The following is an 18,714-nucleotide window of genomic DNA, read 5'->3' as shown; positions in this document are numbered from 1 at the left end:
GTGCGCCGCGAGTCCGTTTCGCCACGCCCCGACTGGGACGCCACCATCCGCGCGCAGGGGCTGGTCTACGTCGACACCGAGCTGCCCGACGGCGGGATCATGTCGTACTGGGACGAGACGGCCGCGTACGCCTTCGACCTCGACGAGGTGCTGCGGCTGGAGGAGGCCACGGAGGAACTGCACCGGATGTCGGTGGCCGCCGCCGAGCACGTGGTGGCGCAGCGCCGGTACGCCGAGTTCGGCATCCCCGCCTGGGCGGCCGACGCGGTGGCCCGGTCGCTGCGCGAGGCGCCGCCCACCCTCTACGGGCGCTTCGACCTGGCGTACGACGGCACCTGGCCGCCGAAGATGCTGGAGTACAACGCGGACACGCCGACGGCGCTGGTCGAGGCGAGCATCATCCAGTGGTACTGGCTGGAGCAGACCCGCCCCGAGCTGGACCAGTGGAACAGCCTGCACGAGCGACTGGTCGGCGCCTGGGCCAAGATCGGCGCCGGGCTGCACGACCCCCGGGTGCACGTGCTCTGGTCGAACGAGGAGGAGTCGGGCGAGGACCACATGACGGCCGGCTACCTCGCCGAGACCGCCCGACAGGCCGGCCTGAGCGTCGAGCTGCAACCCATCCAGGAGATCGGCTGGGACGGCCGACGCTTCGTCGACGCCGCCGACCGCCCGGTGACCACCTGCTTCAAGCTCTACCCCTGGGAGTGGATGCTCGCCGAGCCGTACGGGCCGCCCGCCCTGGCACCGGGCACCCCGACCACCTGGATCGAACCGGCGTGGAAGTTGCTGCTGTCCAACAAGGCGCTGCTCGCGATCCTCTGGGAGCTGTACCCCGACCACGAGTACCTGCTCCCGGCGTATCTCGACTCGCCGCGCGGAATGCCCGAGTACGTGGCCAAGCCCCTGCTCGGCCGGGAAGGCGGCTCGGTACGCATCGTGACCGCCGAGCAGGAGTTCACCAACCCGGGGATCTACGGTGCCGAGGGCTGGTGCTACCAGGAGTTCCGGGCGCTGCCGCAGTTCGCCGGCAACCGGGTGGTGCTGGGCAGCTGGATCGTCGACGGCGAGTCGGCCGGGGTGGGGGTCCGGGAGAGCGCGAGTCTGATCACCGACGGTTACGCGCGGTTCCTGCCGCACTACATCGACGCGCCGCGCACCCCGTGAGTCGTCTACCGTTGGGGGCGTGAACTTCGACGCGTACGCCCGGACCGGCGTTGACCTGGTCAACGCCCGCCTGGACGACCTCGACGACCTGCGGGCCCTCTTCCCCGACGACAACGCCTGGATGCGCGACGAGGTCGCGGACCGGGACGTCACGATCTTCCGGCGGGCGCAGAAGCGACTCCGCGACGTCTTCGAGTACGGCACCTCGGGGCGCGACGCCCAGGCGGTGACCGAGCTGAACGCGCTGCTCGAGGCGTTCCCGGTCCAGCCGCGCATCTCCGGGCACGACTCCAGCGACTGGCACATGCACGTGACCAGCCGGGGCGCGTCGGTCAGCGCCGAATACCTGGCCGGCGCGGTCTGGGGGCTGTCGGTCTGGCTCTGCGAGTACGGCAGCGCCCGCTTCGGGGTCTGCGCCGACGAGCGGTGCGGCAACGTCTACCTGGACACGTCGTCCAACTGCTGCCGGCGGTTCTGCTCGGAGCGCTGCGCCACCCGCTCGCACGTGGCGGCACACCGGGCCCGCAAGCGGGCCGCCATCGGGGAGCAGTTGCCGGTTGCCCCGCAGCCGACCTCGACCACCGAGTCGCTGACCCCGGTCAGCTGACGCCGGGCCCCGGCGGGGTCAGACGTCGACCGGTGACTGGGCGGGCAGGTGCTGGCGGGCGAACTCCAGCGCGGCGCGCAGGTCCGCCTCGCGCACCGCGCGGCTCTTCGCGCCCCGCGTGGCGACCTCCACCGCGACCGACCCGGTGAAGCCGCGCCCGGCCAGCGAGGAGAGCAGCTCACCGCAGGGCTGGGTGCCGCGCCCGGGCACCAGGTGCTCGTCGCGGCCCTCGCCGGTGCCGTCGCCGAGGTGCACGTGGGCCAGGCCCGCGCCCATCCGGTCGGCCATCTCAAGGGGGTCGCTGTGCGAGGCCGCGCAGTGCGACAGATCCAGGGTGTACGACGGGTAGCCGGTGTCGGTGGGATCCCAGCCGGGGACGTACGGGACGAACTGCCGGCCCGCCATCCGCACCGGGTACATGTTCTCCACCGCGAAGCGCAGGCCGTTGAACCGGTCCGCGACCGTGGCCAACCCCTCGGCGAAGTTGCGCGCGTAGTCCCGCTGCCAGGAGAACGGCGGGTGCACCACGACCGTCGGCGCTCCCAGCGTCTCGGCCAGCTCGGCGGCCCGGCGCAGCCGCTGCCACGGGTCGGGGCTCCACACCCGCTGGGTGACCAGCAGGCAGGGCGCGTGCACCGACAGCACCGGCACGCCGTAGTGCGCCGACAGGCCGCGCAGCGCGCCCGCGTCCTGGCTGACCACGTCGGTCCAGACCATCACCTCGACGCCGTCGTAGCCGAGCGCCGCGGACAGTTGGAACGCCGCCGCGGTCGGCTCGGGGAAGACCGACGAGCTGGACAGGAGCACCGGAACGCGGGAAGTCACATCAGCCAGCGTAGCCCGGCTGTCGTGGGGCCATCAGGACGAGCGCTGGCAAACCACTCGTAACCCGGCACCCTGGTCAGATCGGCTCGAGTTGATCGAGTCGGCGGAGGATGACCCCCTCCCGCAGGGCCCACGGGCAGATGTCCAGCGCGTTCAGGTCGAGCCTGCGCATCACCGCCTCGGCGACCACCGCACCCGCCAGCAACTGGTGGGCCCGGCCGGCGCCGACCCCCTCCAGCTCCATCAACTGGGTGGGCGGAATGTGCCGGATGAAGCCGATGACCTGCCGCAGACCGGCACGGGTCAGGCTGCGCCGCGCCCAGAGCCCGGCCCCGGACGGCGCCGCGCCGGCCAGTCGCGCCAGGGTGCGGAACGTCTTCGAGGTGGCCACCGCCCGACCCCAGCCCACCTCGGTCAGCTGGTCGACGACCTTGTCCAGCCGGCCGTCCACATACTCCCGCAGCTTGTCGACGGTTTCGGCGGACGGCGGTGTCGCGCTGTCCGGGTCGATCCGCAGCCGATCCCGGGTCAGGCGGCCGGCGCCGAGCGGCAGCGAGATCGCGACGTCCGGGTCCTCGTCGATCCCGGCGGCGATCTCCAGGGAGCCGCCACCGATGTCGAGCACCAGCAGACGCCCCGCCGACCAGCCGAACCAGCGCCGCACCGCCAGGAAGGTCATCCGCGCCTCGTCCGCGCCGGAGAGCACCTCCAGGCGTACGCCGGTCTCGTCGCGGACCCGGGCGAGCACGTCGGCCGCGTTGGTGGCGTCGCGGACGGCGGACGTGGCGAACGCGATCAGGTCGTCCGTCTCCAAGCCGGTGGCCGCCGCCTTGGCCATGCCGACCGCCTTGACCAGGCTGCCCGAGCCGGCCTCGGTCAACGCGCCGTCCGGGCCGATCTGCTCGGCGAGACGCAGGACGACCTTCTCCGAGTGCGCCGGCCAGGGGTGCGCGCCGTGGTGCGCGTCGACCACCAGCAGATGCACCGTGTTGGATCCGACGTCGAGGACACCCAGTCGCATGGTGAAGACCCTAGGGGCAACACGTTCGTGCGGCTCGTCGGCCCACGGGCGTCACCGCGCGTACGCTGGTCCGGGTGACGATGGAGCTCCGCGTGCTGGTGGACGATCCGGGCGACCCGCGCAGCCGCGAGGTGTCGCTGGACTTTCCCCGGGAGTGGATCGAGTTCGCCGACCCGGCCGACGAGACCCACCTGATCCGGGCCGACCTGACCTGGCTGCTCTCCCGCTGGACCTGCATCTTCGGTCGGGGTTGCCACGGCATCATCGCCGGCCGGTCCGCCGACGGCTGCTGCTCGCACGGGGCGTTCTTCACCGACTCGGACGACGAGAAGCGGGTCCGCAACGCCGTCAAACGGCTCACCCCGGCGACCTGGCAGCACTACCGGCGCGGCTTCAAGAACTGGACCGACGAGGACACGATCGACGGCAAGAACCCGGCACGCCGCACCGCCACCCAGGGCGCCGACGGGCCGTGCGTCTTCCTCAACGACGCCGACTTCGCGGGCGGGGGAGGTTGCGCGCTGCACGCCCAGGCGCTGCGCGACGGGGTGCACCCGCTGGAATACAAGCCGGACGTCTGCTGGCAGCTCCCGATCCGGCGGGACCAGGACTGGGTCAAGCGACCCGACAACTCCAAGGTGCTGGTCTCCACGCTGGCCGAGTTCGACCGGCGCGGCTGGGGCGCCGGCGGGCACGATCTGGACTGGTGGTGCACCTCCTCGACGGACGCCCACGTGGGCGCCGAGCCGATGTACCTGTCGTACGGGCCGGAGCTGACCGCGCTGATCGGCGCCGCCGCGTACGAGCGGCTGGCCGAACTGTGCGCGGCCCGGGTTAAGCAGGGCCTGGTCGCCCCACACCCCGCCGACAATCTCTAGCCGATCTTGGTAGCAGGCTTGCTACCATCTGCGCATGGCGATGACCCTCCGGCTGGATGACGAACGCGAACGGCGACTCCGTCTCGTCGCGGACGAGGAGGCCCGATCCATGCACGCCGTCATCGTCACCGCGATCGACGACTACCTGGCGCGACGAAACGCCAAGGAGTTCCGTGACCTCGCCGACGAGATCATTGAACGGCACGCCACGCTGCTCGCTCGTCTGGCCGAGTGATGACAGAGGCCCGATACCCCACGCTCGCCGACGTGGCGGGCATTGCCCGCAAGCTCGGCGTCGGAATCAGGGACGCCGGACTGGTGGAGTCGGCGGTGGCTCGACCGCAGACGAGCGTCTTCGGCGAGGACGCCTATCCCGACCTGTGGACCAAGGCGGCGGCACTACTGCATTCATTGGCCAACAACCACCCGTTCATGGACGGCAACAAGCGGATCAGCTGGATCGTGACGGTCGCCTTCCTGCTCCAGAACCGCGCCTTCACCATCGCCCAACTCGACGAGACCGACCAGGACATCGCGTACGACGTGGTCATCAGCGTGGCGGAGAGCCGCCTGACCGAGGTGGCCGATATCGCGGCGGCACTACGCAAGCTGTTCTGAGCTGAGCCCGTCAGCGCAACGCCGCATCGACGAGCGTGCGGGCGCTGCGCCGGGCCGCGTCGGCGATCACCGGGTCGCCGTCCAGCACGCCGCTGGCGAGCCCGCCGTCGAGCAGCAGGGTGAGCTGCCGGGCGAGCAGCTCCGGGTCGGCCGCGCCGGCCTGCCGGGCCAGCTCTGTCACCCAGGCCCGGACGACGGTCTTGTGCTCGACCGTCCGGGCGTGCACCGGGCCGCCGGCCGGTGACTCGGCGGCCGTGTTGATGAACGCGCAACCGTGGTAGCCATCCCGCCGGCAGGCGCCGGCGAGCGCGTCGAACATCCCGACCAACTGGTCGCGCGGCTCGTCGCCGGCATCCCGGGCGGCGGCGCGCAGCGCACCGAACCACGCCTGGTCGACCCGATCGAGGTACGCCAGCACCAGGTCGTCCTTACGCGGGAAGTGCTTGTAGAGCGTTGCCTTGGCCACGCCCGACTCGGCGATGACCGTGTCCACCCCCACGCCGCGCGGGCCGTGGGCGTAGAAGAGCCGGAACGCGGTCTCCAGGATCCGATCCCGGGCCGAGCCGGCCGGCGTGCGGTGGGCAGGCATCGGCTCTCCCTCGACGTGCTGGTGGCGGGCCCGATTCTACAGACAGCTCCGTCTGCGGCCGCGCGTCGTCCCCGTCGCGACCGCTGACGGTGTCCTCGACTCCTGTCGAGCTGCCCCAGATACGGGGCTGAGTCGCTAAGGCCGAGTCGCCAAGGCCGAGTCGCTGGGGCTGAGCCGCCAAGGCCGAGTCGCCAAGGCCGAGTCGCTGGGGCTGAGCCGCCGGGCCGCACCCTGCCCGCCCCGGCCGCCCCATTTCTGGGGCAGCTCGACACGTTACGAGGGACAGGTGCCCTACCGCCTTTCCGCGGGGCAGCAATAGACAGACCTGTCTGTTAGCCTACCGAGAATTGGCGCGAGGCCACCGCGCCCGAGTGGAGGATCGATCGACATGCGCATCGCAGTTCTCGGCACCGGCTCGGTCGGCAGGACCATCAGCGCCCGCGCGGCGGAGCTGGGCCACCAGGTCACCATCGGCACCCGGAACGTCGCGACCACCCTGGCCGGCGATTACGCCGCCTGGACCGCGGAGCACCCCGAGGTGGGTCTGGCAACCCAAGCGGATGCGGCCGCGGACGCCGAGCTGGTGGTCAACGCCACCAGTGGCAGCGGCTCCCTGCCGGCGCTCACCGCGGCCGGCGCGGCGAATCTGGCCGGCAAGGTCCTGCTCGACATCGCCAACCCGCTCGACTTCAGCGCAGGCTTCCCACCCACCCTGACGGTGCAGGACACCGACTCCCTCGCCGAGCAGATCCAGCGGGAGTTCCCGCAGGCCAGGGTGGTCAAGTCGCTCAACACGCTGACCGCCGAGCTGATGGTGCGCCCGCGCCAGCTCGCCGACGGCGCGCACACGGTGTTCGTCTCCGGCGACGACGCGGAGGCCAAGCGGATCGTCACCGGGCTGCTCGTCAGCTTCGGCCACACCGACGTGATCGACCTCGGCGACCTCTCCACCGCCCGGGGCACCGAGATGCTGATGCCACTCTGGTTGCGGCTCTACGGCCGGCTCGACACCGCCAACTTCAACGTCAAGGTCGTCCGCTGAACGGACCCCGACAGCCCGAAGGGGGTCCACGCCGAGCGTGGACCCCCTTCGGGTCGGCCGATCACGGCTCGAACTTGTACCCCAGACCCCGCACCGTGACGATGAAGCGCGGCGCCGACGGCTCCGGCTCGATCTTGGAGCGCAGCCGCTTGACGTGCACGTCCAGCGTCTTGGTGTCGCCCACGTAGTCGGCGCCCCAGACCCGGTCGATGAGCTGACCGCGGGTCAGCACCCGGCCCGCGTTGCGCAGCAGCAACTCCAGCAGCTCGAACTCCTTGAGCGGCAGCTGCACGGCCCCGCCCTCGACGGTCACCACGTGCCGCTCGATGTCCATCCGGACCGGGCCGGCGGCCAGCGTCGGGGCACCCGCCTCGGCCACCTCCGGGCTCTGCCGGCGCAGCACCGCGCGGATCCGCGCGACCAGCTCCCGGGGAGAGTACGGCTTGGTGACGTAGTCGTCGGCGCCGATCTCCAGGCCGACCACCTTGTCGATCTCGCTGTCCCGCGCGGTGACCATGATGATCGGCACGGCCGAGCGCTGCCGGAGCTGCCGGCACACCTCGGTCCCCGACATCTCGGGCAACATCAGGTCGAGCAGCACGATGTCGGCGCCGGTTCGGTCGAACTCGGTGAGGGCATCGGTGCCGGTCGCGGCGACCGACACCTCGAAGCCCTCCTTACGGAGCATGTACGACAGGGCGTCGGAGAACGACTCCTCGTCCTCGACCACCAGAACGCGGCTCAACGGGGATTTCCTTTCCATTGCTGTCAGACCTGCCGTAGCTCGGCCGGACCGGCCTCGATCCCAACCGGCGGCAGTGTCGCCAGCAGGTCGTCCGGTGGGCTGGCGGGCAACCGTAGGGTGAACGTCGATCCACCCCCAAGAGTGCTCGACACCTCCACCCGACCGCCATGGTTGCTCGCGATGTGTTTCACGATGGCGAGGCCGAGCCCGGTGCCACCGGTGGAGCGCGAGCGTGCCTGGTCGGCCCGGTAGAACCGCTCGAAGATCCGGTCCACGTCCGTCGGGGCGATGCCGATGCCCTGGTCAGCGACCGCGACCTCGACATGTTCGCCGTCACCGCGGAGAGTCACCCGCACCGTGGTGTCCTCGCCCGAGTAGTTGATGGCGTTCTCCACCAGGTTCGCCACCGCCGTGGCGAGCTGACTGTCACTGCCGTACGCGGTGAGACCGCGCTCACCGTCGATCGCCACCTGGACCCCCCGGGCGGCAGCCGTGGTGCGGGTGCGGTCGACCACCTCGGCGATCACCCAGTCGAGCGCGACGGGCTCCGGTGGCGGCTGCGGCTCGGCGCCCTGGAGCCGGGTCAGCTCCAGCAACTCCTGCACCAGCCGGCCCAGCCGGGTCGACTCGTGCTGGATCCGTTCGGCGAACCGGCGGGCGGCGACCAGGTCCTCGGAGAGGTCGGGCCCCGCGGCGTCGGCCGGCTCGGTGGCGTCCAGCAGCGCCTCGGCGAGCAGTTGGAGCGCGCCGATCGGCGTCTTGAGCTCGTGGCTCACATTCGCCACGAAGTCACGTCGGACCCGGGTCAGCCGGTGCGACTCGGTCACGTCGACCGCCTCCACGGCGATGAAGCCGTTCCCGAGGCCCATGGCCCGCAGGTGCACGCCCAGCGGGTTCTCCCCCGCGCTGTCGCGACCCCGCGGCAGGTCCAGCTCGATCTCGCGCCGCACGCCGGTGCGCCGCACCTGGCCCGCGAGCGTACGGATCAACGGGTGCGCGGCGATCGAGCCCGGGGTGCTGCCGGTACGCAGCAGACCCATCGCACGGGCGGCCGGGTTGATCAACACGGGGACGTCGTCGTTGTCCAGTACCACGACACCGGCCCGGAGCGAATCGATCGTCCGGCGGCCGAGCCCGGCCTGCTGCTCGTCGGCTATCGCGGGCCTCCCCCTGCTCCAGCGGGAGCTCGCGCTGCCCGTCGACGTGGAGCGGCCGCGCGCCGGCAGGAACCGAGGCAGCAGAAGGCCGACGACCAGTCCGGCCGCCAACGCCACGGCCACCACGACCGCCACCGCCCACTCCACCCGGCGATCGTAGGGTCATTGTTAACCTGGCTACCACGCAGAACGGGACGAACCACCCGCACTTCCGGAAGTGTTCACCCCCACGTCTGACGTCGTTCACCGTGGTTCATTCAGGATCCGTTCACCGCGCCCTACCGTTGGCGTCGCACCTGCTCAACCCCTACGCCGGCACCCGCCGGCGGCGACCGACCACAGGACGTGATGATGCGCGACGAGTTCCGGGCCGACCTCCAGATCGTCAGCCAACTGCTGGTGGACATGGCGGAGGGCGTCCGCGCTGCCATGCGCCAGGCCACCCGGGCCCTGCTCACCGCCGACCGGCAGGCCGCCGAGACGGTCATCGAGCGGGACGCCGAGATCGACGACCTCTACCGGCACGTCGAGGAGCGGGTGTGTGACCTGCTCGCCCGGCAGGCGCCGGTCGCCTCCGACCTGCGTGCCATGATCACCGCGCTGCACGTGGCGGCCGACCTGGAGCGAATGGGCGACCTGGCCGAACACGTGGCGAAGACGGCGCTGCGGCGGCACCCCTCGCCCGCCGTACCGGCCGAGCTGCGGCCGGTCTTCACCGAGATGGCCGACATCGCCGACCGGATGGCGGCGAAGATCGGTTCGGTGCTGGCCAAGCCCGACGTCGACCTGGCCGGCGAGTTGGACCGGGACGACGACGCCATGGACGAGCTGCACAAGAGCCTGTTCTCGGTGCTGCTCGGCGACGACTGGCCGTACGGGGTGGAGACCGCCATCGACGCCACCCTGCTGGGCCGCTTCTACGAGCGCTTCGCCGACCACGCGGTCAACGCCGGCGAGCACGTGATCTACCTGATCACCGGAGAAAGCACCCCCACAGCCAGCTGAGGTGCAAGGAAGGGCCCCTTGTTATCGCTTTTTGCATAACAAGGGGCCCTTCCTTGCACTTCTCAGCGGCCCTGGTTGGCGACCGCGGCGGCGGCTTCCTTCGCTGCCGTCGGGTCGAGGTAGGTGCCGCCGAGGGTGAGCGGGCGCAGCTGCGGGTCGAGGTCGTAGCGCAGCGGGATGCCGGTGGGGATGTTCAGCTTGGCGATCGCCTCGTCGCTGATCTGGTCGAGGTGCTTGACCAGGGCGCGCAGCGAGTTGCCGTGCGCGGCCACCAGCACCGTCCGGCCGGCCAGGATGTCCGGCACGATCGAGTCGTACCAGTAGGGCAGCATCCGCTCGACGACGTCCTTGAGGCACTCGGTACGCGGCATCAGCTCGGTCGGCAGCAGCGCGTAGCGCGGGTCGCCCACCTGCGACCACTCGTCGTCGTCCGCGATCGGCGGCGGCGGCGTGTCGTACGACCGGCGCCAGAGCATGAACTGCTCCTCGCCGTACTCGTCAAGGGTCTGCTTCTTGTTCTTGCCCTGCAGGGCGCCGTAGTGCCGCTCGTTGAGCCGCCACGACCGGCGCACCGCGATCCAGTGCCGGTCGGCGGCGTTCAACGCCAACTCGGCGGTGCGGATCGCCCGGCGCATCACGCTGGTGTGGACGACGTCCGGCAGCAGGCTGTGCTCGCGCAGCAGCTCGCCGCCGCGGCGTGCCTCGCCCTCGCCCTTCTCGGTCAGGTCGACGTCCACCCAGCCGGTGAAGAGGTTCTTGGCGTTCCAGTCACTCTCGCCGTGCCGCAGCAGGACCAGCGTCCCGACGGTGGGCCCCTCGCTCGCAGTCATGCCGATCATCCTGCCTCAACCCGGTATCGGACACGCGGGCACCCGTCGCGACGACCACCACGTGATAAAGCGGATGACCTGCGAATCCGACCGCCACTAGGGTTGTAAGGCGCTGTAGTCACATCGGTCATTACTTGCAAGCGGGGGCACCACGTGCGGACGATGCGGAGCTGGTTCCGGGACACCACCGGCGGCCTGCCGACCACCTTCTGGTACCTGTGGTCAGGCACTCTGATCAACCGGCTCGGCTCGTTCGTCCTGGTCTTCCTCGCCATCTACCTGACTCAGGAACGCGGCTTCTCCCCCTCCCAGGCCGGCCTGGTGCTCGGCTTGTGGGGTGTCGGCGGTGCGGTCGGCACCACCGCTGGCGGCACCCTGGCCGACCGGTGGGGCCGCCGACCGACGCTGCTCATCGCGCATGTCGGCGCGGCGGCCATGATGCTCGCCCTCGGCCTGGCCCGTGACCTCTGGGCAGTGGCGCTGGGTGCGCTGCTGCTCGGCATGTTCGCCGAGGCGGCCCGGCCGGCGTTCGGGGCCATGATGATCGACGTGGTGCCGGCCAAGGACCGGCTGCGCGCCTTCTCGCTCAACTACTGGGCCATCAACCTGGGCTTCGCCTGCGCCGCCATCCTCGCCGGCCTCGCCGCGCAGGCCGACTACCTGCTGCTGTTCGTGGTCGACGCGGGCACGATGCTGATCACCGCGCTGATCATCTTCGTCCGGGTGCCGGAGACGCGCCACGGCGGATTCACCGTCGCGGCGACCACGGCCCCGCGCGGCGCGCTGCGCACCATCCTCAGCGACCGGGTCTACCTCGGCTTCGTGGCCCTGAACCTGTTCGCCGCGTTGGTCTTCCTCCAGCACATCTCGATGCTGCCGATCGCCATGGGCGACTCCGGCCTGAGCCCGGCCACCTACGGCTCGGTGATCGCGCTCAACGGCTTGCTCATCGTCGTCGGCCAGCTTTTCGTGCCCCGGCTGATCCGGGGTCGGAACCGCTCGCAGGTGCTCGCCCTCGCCGCCGTGGTGATGGGCGTCGGGTTCGGGCTGACCGCGTTCGCCGGCAGCGCCTGGTTCTACGGGCTGACGGTGCTGATCTGGACGGTCGGCGAGATGCTGAACTCGCCGTCCAACTCCACGCTGATCGCCGAGCTCTCCCCGGCCGAGCTGCGCGGTCGCTACCAGGGCGTGTTCGGGCTCTCCTGGCAGATCGCCGGGGCGAGCGCGCCGATTCTCGGCGGCCTGGTGCGGGAGCACGTCGGCAACGCGGCGCTCTGGTTCGGCTGCGCCGTGATCGGCGTGCTGACGGCGGTGGCCCACCTCGCGTCCGGTCCCGCCCGGGAGCGGCGTGCCGTCGCGCTGCGCCACGCCGCCGACGCGTCCGCACCGGTCGGCACCCGCGCTGCGTCGCAGCCCGCCGAGGCGGCAGCCTGAGGCCGGTGTGTGACCGCTGAGACGAACGGCTCATGATCAGGAAACCGACTGGCGCAACCCGGCCCGACTTCCTACCGTCCAGGAGAAACGGTTAAGAAACCGAACTGTCGGGAGGCCGGATGCACGCCCTGCGGCGCTGGTGGCACGACACCGCGGGCGGCCTACCCGCCACCTTCTGGTACCTCTGGGCGGGATTGCTGATCAACCGCGCCGGCGCGTTCGCCATGCTCTTCCTGTCGCTCTACCTCACCGACGCCCGGGGAGCCAGCGCATCGGTGGCCGGCACCGTGGTCGGGGCGTACGGGGCCGGCGGGGCGGCCGGCGCGCTGCTCGGCGGGGTACTGGCCGACCGGTGGGGTCGCCGGACCACCCTGCTCGCCGCGCACCTGGCCACCGCCACCCTGATGGTGGCACTGGCCTTCAGTCGGCCCCTGCTGCTGATCGCGGCGCTCTCCGCGCTGGTCGGCGTGGTGCACTCGATGCCCAGCCCCGCCTTCGTGGCGGCAATCGTCGACGTGGTGCCCGCGCAGCGCCGCTCACGCGCGTTCAACCTCCAGTTCTGGGCGTTCAACCTGGGCATGGCCGTCGCGTCGTTGCTCGCCGGGATGCTCGCCGAGGCGAGCTTCACCGCGCTGTTCCTGGTCGACGCCGGCGCCACACTGACCGCCGCCGCCGTCATCGGCTGGAAGGTGCCGGAGACCCTGCGACGGGCCAGCCCGGCCGCGCCCCTCCCGCCCGCCGACCAGCAGGGGGTCGGCCGCTCCCGTCGACAGGGGCTGCACACCGCGCTCACCGATCGGAACTTCCTGATCTTCGTCGGGCTCACCTTCGTACTGGCCGTTCTCACCCTGCAGACCTCGACGATCATGCCGCTGGCGATGCGCGCCGACGGTCTGGGACCGTCCGCGTACGGGGCGGTGGTGGCGCTCGGGGGCGCGCTGATCGTGCTGGGGCAACTGTTCGTGCCCCGGCTGATCGACCGGCACCGTAAGGACGTCGTGCTGGCCATCTCCACGGCCCTGCTGGCGGTCGGCTTCGGTGTGCTCGCCGTCGCCGACGGCCTGGGTGTCTACCTCGGCGCGGCGGTGGTCTGGACGGTCGGCTCGATGCTCGCCGCGCCGCCCAACGCGCAGATCAACGCGGATCTGGCACCACCACAGCTGCGCGCGCGGTACCAGTCGGTCTTCTACCTGACGTTTCCGGCCGCGGCGTTCGTCGCACCCACCCTGGGCGGGGTGAGCCTGGAGCACCTCGGCGACCGGCACTGGCTGATCGTGGGCGGGCTGGGCCTGCTGGCCGCGCTCGGGCACCTGCTGGCCGGGCCGCCCCGGGACCGGCACGTCGACGCGTTGCGCCGGGCCGCCGACCGGGAGCCGGCACCGCGCGTGGACCGCGTCCAGACGGGCTGACCGTACGACGGCAAAGCGCCCACCATGACCCGAAGGTCACGGTGGGCGCTCGCCGGTGGGGCCGGCGGCGGCGGGCAACACTCACCCCCGTAAGCGTCGCCCGCTCGCGCCGCCGGTCCAAACAGGTGGGCACCGTCCCCCAACGGTTGATCCACCCGTCCCCTCGCACCTCGCCTGGTGCGCGGATCTGATCGATCCGCCGCTCCCCCGAACGTTTCCAAGCGCGGCGCGGTGCAATAAAGCTAGTTCGGCCGGATTCTGGGTTCAACCCAGATGGGCTGTCTCGCCGGTCACAACTGACGAGTATCCCCAGCTCGGGCCTTGATCTGTGGCAACAGCCGGGTACCCGTCGGGCATTCCCGTAAACACCTCAGCCGTCCTCACGATCGGGTGACTCCGTCCGGAAGAAGTTGCTCTGCCGGCCGTCACGCATCTGCTCCTGATAGATGAGGTTGAGCCGGCGCAGATCAAACGTGTTAAACCACTCATCCCAGGTGATCTCACGAATCCGGCTACTTTCCCGGTAGCCGGGGATGTTGAAGGTCAAGACTCCGGCCCGGCCGTCCCGCTCGGTGCCCGCGATGGTCGCCGGCTTCGCGCCGCGCTCCCTCGCCCAACGTTGGATCACCTCGTGATTCGCGGTGATCAGGCTCCGTCCCGGCCGCTCCGGCCGGTCCGCCGTCGACGAGATCACCTGCGAGCTGCGGACCGACCGTCCGCTGGCCCGCCCGGTCCGGATCCCACCGGCCGCCGCCGTGCCACCAGCCGCCGGCCGACTCGCCGTGGCCCGCTTGGCCGGCGTCGCCCGCTTCGCCGTGGCCCGCTTGGCGGGAGCTGCTCGCGTCGCTGGCGCGGCCTTCGCCGTGGCCCGCTTGGCGGCCGGTCGCGACGGCGCCTTCTTCGCGGGCGCCTTTCGCGCTGGCGCGGTACGCGCGGTCGTCGACGCCCGGCGAGCGGGGGTCGACTTGGCCGCTGTCGTCTTCTTCGCCGCGGCCGTCTTCTTCGCCACGGCCCGCTTCGCGGGAGTGCTCTTGTTCGCGGGCGCCGCCTTCGCGCGACTCGGCGCCGCCCTCGACGCCGACTTCTTCGTCGCGGCGGCCCGCCCGGCCGACGCCCTGGTGCCGGCGGCCCGACCAGCCGGTCCGGTGCTGCGCCGTCCCGCCCCACCGGCGTCGGAGCCCATCGAACGCACCAACTGTTTTACCAGGTCAGGCTTGCGCAACGCGGAGATCCCAGAGACCCCGCGTTTGCGCAACTGCCCGCGGATGTCGTCCACCCGCATCCGGGAGATCTCCGACTCGGAGACCCCTGGAGTAGCCGGACTCTGGTTGCCGGCCTGCCGTTTGGTCCTGGTCGCAGTCCCGCCGCGACCTGAGCTGTTCCGCTGAGCCATGAAAACGCTCCGCTCCTCGACACTCCGTCCTCGGCGCGCGGGGGTCCCTCTGCCGCACCGCGCGGTGCGGCATACCCGTCAGGAGCAGTCCGAACCTCCAGCAACGAACCGGCTCGAACCGAAGCAGTCGGAGCACGCCGCAAGCCGGCACGGGGGCCTCGGGGCGCAGCGCTCGTCGGCCTGCACCCCGCAGGGTGGAACGACGCGGGGTGGGAGGGGCGGCCGTCAGGCGAGGTCGGTGTCGGGACCCGTGCCGGACGGCTCGAAGAGGTGGGCGAAGGCGGCCAGGTTCGCGGTCGACTCGCCGCGCTTGACCCGCCACTCGTACTCGCGCCGGATCGAGCTGCCGAAGCCGATCTCCAGCATCGTGTCGAAGGACTCGTCGGAGTAGGTCAGCACCGAACCGAGCAGCCGGTCCAGCTCGTCGGCGTCCACACCGGCCGGGTTGACCCGCCCGGTCAGGTACACGTCGCCGACCGCGTCGGTGGAGAAGGAGACCCCGTACATCCGGGCGTTGCGCTGCAGCAGCCAGGCCCACAGCTCCTCGCGCCGCTCGTCGGGCTGGCGCATGACGAACGCTTCGATCCGCAGCGCGTGCTCACCGACGATCAGGTTGCAGATCGTCTTGAGCTTGTGGGTGCCCGGCAGGGTGACCGCGTACGAGCCGGGGCCGGTCGACTCCCAGGCCAGGTCACGTTCGGCACAGACCGACTCGATCAGAATCGCAAGATCGCTCTTCGGGCTCACCGGACCCACTCTACGACCGCCCCGGCTCACGCGCCGGATGACGACGAGCCGGCGGGCACCCACCGGCGCACGGTCACCACCGGTGGGGCGGCCGGCCCCCGGTCACCAGGAGCAGGAGAGGGCGGGGTCTGCGGCCAGGTCGGCGGCGAGGCGGGCCCGGCGGGCGGCGATCGCCTCGCCGTAGACGTCGAGCAGGCCCGAGACCGTGCGGTCCCAGGAGAAGTGCCGGGCGTGCCGCGCGGCGCCGCGGGACAGCCTGGCCCGCAGGGCACGGTCCGGCAGCAGGCGGCCCAGGGCGCGGGCCCAGTCCACCGGGTCGTGCCCGTCGATGAGCACCCCACTGGCGTGGTCGCGGACGGCCGTGACCAACCCACCGACGGCGGCGGCCAGCACCGGCGTACCGCAGGCCTGCGCCTCCAGGGCGACGAGCCCGAAGGATTCGTTGTGCGACGGCACCGCGACCAGATCGGCGGCCCGATACAGGGCGGGCAGGTCGTCGCCGGTACGCGGCGGCAGGAAACGGACCCGGTCGGCGACCCCGAGCGTCGCGGCCAGCTCGATCAGGGCGGTCGGCCGGTCCAGCCCACTGCCGCTGGGCCCGCCGCAGATCACCACGGTCACCTCGTCGGCCAGGACCGGATCACGCTGGCGCAGGGCGGCGATCGCGCGAATGAGCACGTCCGGCGCCTTGAGTGGTTGGATCCGACCGACGAAGGCCACCACGTACCCGTCGACCGGCAGCCCCAGCCGACGGCGGGCGGCACGGGCGGCCACGAACCGGTCGCCCGGCGCGGGCCGGAACCGGGCCAGGTCGACACCCGGCTGCACGACGGAGACCTGGTCGGGCGCGGCGTCGTACCGCTCGACGAGGTCGCGGGCCTCCACCCGGGTATTGGCGACCAGCCGGTCGGCCTCGGCGACGACCTGCTCCTCGCCGATCACCCGAGCCTTCGGTTCCGGCCGGTCGTCGGCGGCGAGTTGGGCGTTTTTGACCTTCGCCAGGGTGTGCGCGGTGTGCACCAGTGGCACTCCCCAGCGCTCCTTGGCCAGCCAGCCGACCTGCCCCGACAGCCAGTAGTGGGAGTGGATCAGGTCGTAGTGCCCGGGTGGGCGGGACGCCTCGGCGCGCAGCACCCCGGCGGTGAAGGCACAGAGCTGGCCGGGCAGCTCCTCCTTGGTCAGCCCTTCCAGCGGACCGGAGGTGATGTGCCGGACCTGCACGCCGGGGGCCATCTCGACCACCGGGGGGAGGTCACCCGAGGTGGCCCGGGTGAAGATCTCCACCTCGACGTCGGCCTCGGCGAGCCGCCGGGCGACCTCCAGGATGTAGACGTTCATCCCGCCGGCGTCGCCCGTGCCAGGCTGGTGCAGCGGGGAGGTGTGCACCGACAGGGTGGCGATGCGGCGGGGCCGGGGCCACGGTTGGGCACCTCGCTGACGACCGACACCGGTGTGCAGTTCCGCCACGTCCGCTCCTTCAGTCACGGTTAATGCCGTCTCGCACGACCGGCGCTTCTCGGTCAACCTGTACGCCGGATGTCATCTTCCCCATCGGGCTACAGAAATGCGTCGGCGCGGCCAGCCGGGGTGACGGACCTCATCAACCGTCGGCCCGCGCGACGAAGCCCCGCGCCCGATCGCAAGGCTTCGGACGACCGGGGCGACAATGACGGAATGACCTCTATCGCCATCGTCACCGGAGCGTCCAGCGGGATTGGAGCGGCCACCGCCCGCCGGCTCGCCGCCGAGGGTTTCCACGTGCTCGCCGCCGCCCGCCGCGCCGAACGGCTCGCCGACCTGGTCGCCGAGATCAGCGCCGCCGGCGGGCAGGCCACCGCGGTGACCTGCGACGTCACCTCGGACGAGTCGGTGGCCGGGTTGGCCGAGGCCGCCGCCCAGGCGCCCGGGCCGGTCACCCTCCTGGTGAACAACGCCGGCGGAGCGCGCGGGCTGGACCCGGTGGAGTCCGGCTCGGTCGCCGACTGGCAGTGGATGTACGACGTGAACGTGCTCGGCACCCTGCGGGTCACCCAGGCGCTGCTGCCGGCGCTGGAGGCGTCCGGTTCCGGCACCATCGTGGTGGTCTCCTCCACCGCCGGCCTGGCCGTGTACGAGGGCGGCGGCGGCTACACCGCGGCGAAGCACGCGCAGACCGCCATCGCCGGCACGCTCCGCCTGGAGCTGTGCGGCCGGCCGCTGCGGGTCGTCGAGATCGACCCCGGAATGGTGAAGACCGAGGAGTTCGGGCTGGTCCGCTTCGAGGGCGACGCCGAGCGGGCGGCCGCCGTCTACGCCGGGGTGCCCGGGCCGCTGGTCGCCGAGGATGTCGCCGACTGCATCGCCTGGTGCGCCACCCGCCCCGAGCACGTCAACATCGACCGGCTGGTGGTCCGGCCACGGGCCCAGGCGGCGCAGCACAAGGTGCACCGGGTCTCCTGAGTCGGGGACCGGACCCATGAGCGGGGCTCCACGACGCCGGCCGCTCGGCGTGGTCACCCGGGGCACGACCAACCCGAACCGGCTGCGCCGGGTGGACAACTGGATCGTCTCGACCTGCGCCGACCGGCTGCGGGCGGCGGTCGATCCGCTGGTGGTGGACCTCGGGTACGGCGCCACGCCGGTGACCGCCGTGGAGCTGCGGGCCCGGCTGGCCGCCGGGGTCCGTCGGGACGTACGCCTGGTCGGGCTGGAGATCGACCCGGCGCGGGTGTCCGCCGCGACGCCGGCCGCCGACCCGCCCGGCCTGACCTTCGCCCGGGGTGGCTTCGAGTTGGCCGGGCTCCGGCCGGTGCTGGTCCGCGCGTTCAACGTCCTGCGCCAGTACGACGAGAGCGAGGTGCCCGACGCCTGGCGCACGATGACCGCCGCGCTCGCTCCCGGTGGGGCGCTCGTCGAGGGCACGTGCGACGAACTGGGGCGGCTGGCGAGCTGGCTGCTGATCGACGCGGACGGCCCGCGGACGCTGACCCTGGCCGCGAAGCTCACCACGCTGGGCAGTCCCGCCGAGTTGGCCGAGCGGCTGCCCAAGGCGCTGATCCACCGCAACGTCCCGGGTGAGGCGGTGCACGACCTGATCCGGTCCCTGGACGACGCCTGGCAGGCCGCCGCCCCGTACGCCACGTTCGGCCCCCGCCAGCGCTGGCTGAGGGCCGTGGGCAGGCTGCGCGACGACGGCTGGCCCGTACGCGACGGCCCGCACCGCTGGCGGCACGGCGAGCTGACCCTCCCCTGGCCCCTCCCCTGACCT

The 18,714-nt window shown here is 71.8% G+C and carries 20 protein-coding genes; 11 read left to right on the top strand and 9 right to left on the bottom strand.

Going from position 1 to position 18,714, the window contains the following annotated elements; all coding sequences use genetic code 11:
- Window positions 1-1,167 (top strand): glutathionylspermidine synthase family protein, encoded by a 1,167-nt coding sequence (locus OG505_RS29870; protein ID WP_405429348.1) that lies wholly within the window; start codon window positions 1-3, stop codon window positions 1,165-1,167.
- Window positions 1,168-1,186: 19 nt separating this feature from the next.
- Window positions 1,187-1,774 carry a CGNR zinc finger domain-containing protein gene (locus OG505_RS29865; protein ID WP_405429347.1) on the top strand — a complete coding sequence of 196 codons (588 nt, stop codon included), beginning with the start codon at window positions 1,187-1,189 and terminating at the stop codon, window positions 1,772-1,774.
- Window positions 1,775-1,792: 18 nt separating this feature from the next.
- Here the strand turns inward: OG505_RS29865 and OG505_RS29860 are convergent, their stop codons facing one another.
- Window positions 1,793-2,599, bottom strand: coding sequence for a sugar phosphate isomerase/epimerase family protein (locus OG505_RS29860; RefSeq protein ID WP_405429346.1), 807 nt, complete (start codon window positions 2,597-2,599; stop codon window positions 1,793-1,795).
- Window positions 2,600-2,675: 76 nt separating this feature from the next.
- Window positions 2,676-3,620, bottom strand: coding sequence for a Ppx/GppA phosphatase family protein (locus OG505_RS29855; RefSeq protein WP_405429345.1), 945 nt, complete (start codon window positions 3,618-3,620; stop codon window positions 2,676-2,678).
- Between the two features lie 80 nt (window positions 3,621-3,700).
- Here OG505_RS29855 and OG505_RS29850 point away from each other — a divergent pair, with 80 nt between their 5' ends.
- The 3 genes from OG505_RS29850 to OG505_RS29840 are packed head-to-tail and all read left to right on the top strand — an operon-like array spanning window position 3,701 to window position 5,116.
- Window positions 3,701-4,498 (top strand): hypothetical protein, encoded by a 798-nt coding sequence (locus tag OG505_RS29850; protein WP_405434810.1) that lies wholly within the window; start codon window positions 3,701-3,703, stop codon window positions 4,496-4,498.
- Window positions 4,499-4,532: 34 nt separating this feature from the next.
- Window positions 4,533-4,733, top strand: a complete 201-nt coding sequence (locus OG505_RS29845) for a hypothetical protein (protein ID WP_405429344.1) — start codon at window positions 4,533-4,535, stop codon at window positions 4,731-4,733.
- Window positions 4,733-5,116, top strand: a complete 384-nt coding sequence (locus OG505_RS29840; protein ID WP_405429343.1) for a type II toxin-antitoxin system death-on-curing family toxin — start codon at window positions 4,733-4,735, stop codon at window positions 5,114-5,116. The genes OG505_RS29845 and OG505_RS29840 overlap by 1 nt, the downstream gene beginning before the upstream one ends.
- Window positions 5,117-5,126: 10 nt before the next feature.
- On the opposite strand, the gene OG505_RS29835 is transcribed toward OG505_RS29840, so the two are convergent.
- Window positions 5,127-5,705: a TetR/AcrR family transcriptional regulator gene (locus OG505_RS29835; RefSeq protein ID WP_354854535.1), complete on the bottom strand. Its 579-nt coding sequence runs from the start codon at window positions 5,703-5,705 to the stop codon at window positions 5,127-5,129.
- A 388-nt stretch (window positions 5,706-6,093) separates the two neighbouring features.
- On the opposite strand from OG505_RS29835, the gene OG505_RS29830 reads away from it, so the two are divergent.
- On the top strand, window positions 6,094-6,747 hold the full coding sequence (locus OG505_RS29830; protein WP_405429342.1) for an NADPH-dependent F420 reductase: 654 nt from the start codon (window positions 6,094-6,096) through the stop codon (window positions 6,745-6,747).
- A gap of 61 nt (window positions 6,748-6,808) precedes the next feature.
- Here the strand turns inward: OG505_RS29830 and OG505_RS29825 are convergent, their stop codons facing one another.
- Together OG505_RS29825 and OG505_RS29820 are read right to left on the bottom strand one after the other, a co-directional pair.
- A complete protein-coding gene (locus OG505_RS29825; RefSeq protein ID WP_039906992.1) occupies window positions 6,809-7,492 on the bottom strand; it encodes a response regulator transcription factor in 684 nt (227 codons plus the stop codon).
- A gap of 23 nt (window positions 7,493-7,515) precedes the next feature.
- On the bottom strand, window positions 7,516-8,775 hold the full coding sequence (locus OG505_RS29820; RefSeq protein ID WP_405434808.1) for a sensor histidine kinase: 1,260 nt from the start codon (window positions 8,773-8,775) through the stop codon (window positions 7,516-7,518).
- Window positions 8,776-9,000: 225 nt separating this feature from the next.
- On the opposite strand from OG505_RS29820, the gene phoU reads away from it, so the two are divergent.
- Window positions 9,001-9,654, top strand: coding sequence for a phosphate signaling complex protein PhoU (gene phoU, locus OG505_RS29815; protein WP_405434806.1), 654 nt, complete (start codon window positions 9,001-9,003; stop codon window positions 9,652-9,654).
- A gap of 62 nt (window positions 9,655-9,716) precedes the next feature.
- Here the strand turns inward: phoU and OG505_RS29810 are convergent, their stop codons facing one another.
- Entirely contained in the window at window positions 9,717-10,484 is a 768-nt protein-coding gene (locus OG505_RS29810) for a phosphoglyceromutase (RefSeq protein ID WP_007465667.1), read from the bottom strand.
- Between the two features lie 153 nt (window positions 10,485-10,637).
- On the opposite strand from OG505_RS29810, the gene OG505_RS29805 reads away from it, so the two are divergent.
- Both OG505_RS29805 and OG505_RS29800 read left to right on the top strand, forming a co-directional pair.
- On the top strand, window positions 10,638-11,918 hold the full coding sequence (locus OG505_RS29805) for an MDR family MFS transporter (RefSeq protein ID WP_405429341.1): 1,281 nt from the start codon (window positions 10,638-10,640) through the stop codon (window positions 11,916-11,918).
- A 119-nt stretch (window positions 11,919-12,037) separates the two neighbouring features.
- Window positions 12,038-13,327: an MFS transporter gene (locus OG505_RS29800; RefSeq protein WP_405429340.1), complete on the top strand. Its 1,290-nt coding sequence runs from the start codon at window positions 12,038-12,040 to the stop codon at window positions 13,325-13,327.
- A gap of 370 nt (window positions 13,328-13,697) precedes the next feature.
- Here OG505_RS29800 and OG505_RS29795 read toward each other — a convergent pair whose 3' ends face one another.
- The 3 genes from OG505_RS29795 to mshA all read right to left on the bottom strand — a co-directional run bounded on the left by OG505_RS29795 (window position 13,698) and on the right by mshA (window position 16,934).
- Window positions 13,698-14,510, bottom strand: coding sequence for a hypothetical protein (locus tag OG505_RS29795; protein ID WP_405434804.1), 813 nt, complete (start codon window positions 14,508-14,510; stop codon window positions 13,698-13,700).
- A gap of 435 nt (window positions 14,511-14,945) precedes the next feature.
- Complete coding sequence (locus tag OG505_RS29790; protein WP_405429339.1) at window positions 14,946-15,467, bottom strand: YbjN domain-containing protein; 522 nt, start codon at window positions 15,465-15,467, stop codon at window positions 14,946-14,948.
- A 102-nt stretch (window positions 15,468-15,569) separates the two neighbouring features.
- Window positions 15,570-16,934, bottom strand: coding sequence for a D-inositol-3-phosphate glycosyltransferase (gene mshA / locus OG505_RS29785; protein ID WP_405429338.1), 1,365 nt, complete (start codon window positions 16,932-16,934; stop codon window positions 15,570-15,572).
- 207 nt (window positions 16,935-17,141) lie between these two features.
- Between mshA and OG505_RS29780 the strand changes: the two genes are divergently transcribed.
- Both OG505_RS29780 and OG505_RS29775 read left to right on the top strand, forming a co-directional pair.
- Window positions 17,142-17,906 (top strand): SDR family oxidoreductase, encoded by a 765-nt coding sequence (locus tag OG505_RS29780; protein ID WP_405429337.1) that lies wholly within the window; start codon window positions 17,142-17,144, stop codon window positions 17,904-17,906.
- A 16-nt stretch (window positions 17,907-17,922) separates the two neighbouring features.
- Window positions 17,923-18,711, top strand: coding sequence for a class I SAM-dependent methyltransferase (locus OG505_RS29775; RefSeq protein ID WP_405429336.1), 789 nt, complete (start codon window positions 17,923-17,925; stop codon window positions 18,709-18,711).
- The last annotated feature ends 3 nt before the right edge of the window (window positions 18,712-18,714 follow it).

Source organism: Micromonospora sp. NBC_00617 (genome assembly GCF_045161355.1).
Taxonomy (GTDB): Bacteria; Actinomycetota; Actinomycetes; order Mycobacteriales; family Micromonosporaceae; genus Micromonospora.
This window is presented reverse-complemented; position numbering and strand designations above follow the sequence as displayed.

Excerpts from the sequence above, each read along its gene's own strand:
- OG505_RS29855 (WP_405429345.1), bottom strand. The coding sequence starts at position 3,620 with ATGCGACTGGGTGTCCTCGACGTCGGATCCAACACGGTGCATCTGCTG.
- OG505_RS29850 (WP_405434810.1), top strand. The coding sequence starts at position 3,701 with ATGGAGCTCCGCGTGCTGGTGGACGATCCGGGCGACCCGCGCAGCCGC.
- OG505_RS29845 (WP_405429344.1), top strand. The coding sequence starts at position 4,533 with ATGGCGATGACCCTCCGGCTGGATGACGAACGCGAACGGCGACTCCGT.
- OG505_RS29840 (WP_405429343.1), top strand. The coding sequence starts at position 4,733 with ATGACAGAGGCCCGATACCCCACGCTCGCCGACGTGGCGGGCATTGCC.
- OG505_RS29835 (WP_354854535.1), bottom strand. The coding sequence starts at position 5,705 with ATGCCTGCCCACCGCACGCCGGCCGGCTCGGCCCGGGATCGGATCCTG.
- OG505_RS29830 (WP_405429342.1), top strand. The coding sequence starts at position 6,094 with ATGCGCATCGCAGTTCTCGGCACCGGCTCGGTCGGCAGGACCATCAGC.
- phoU (WP_405434806.1), top strand. The coding sequence starts at position 9,001 with ATGCGCGACGAGTTCCGGGCCGACCTCCAGATCGTCAGCCAACTGCTG.
- OG505_RS29810 (WP_007465667.1), bottom strand. The coding sequence starts at position 10,484 with ATGACTGCGAGCGAGGGGCCCACCGTCGGGACGCTGGTCCTGCTGCGG.
- OG505_RS29800 (WP_405429340.1), top strand. The coding sequence starts at position 12,038 with ATGCACGCCCTGCGGCGCTGGTGGCACGACACCGCGGGCGGCCTACCC.
- OG505_RS29795 (WP_405434804.1), bottom strand. The coding sequence starts at position 14,510 with ATGGGCTCCGACGCCGGTGGGGCGGGACGGCGCAGCACCGGACCGGCT.
- OG505_RS29780 (WP_405429337.1), top strand. The coding sequence starts at position 17,142 with ATGACCTCTATCGCCATCGTCACCGGAGCGTCCAGCGGGATTGGAGCG.
- OG505_RS29775 (WP_405429336.1), top strand. The coding sequence starts at position 17,923 with ATGAGCGGGGCTCCACGACGCCGGCCGCTCGGCGTGGTCACCCGGGGC.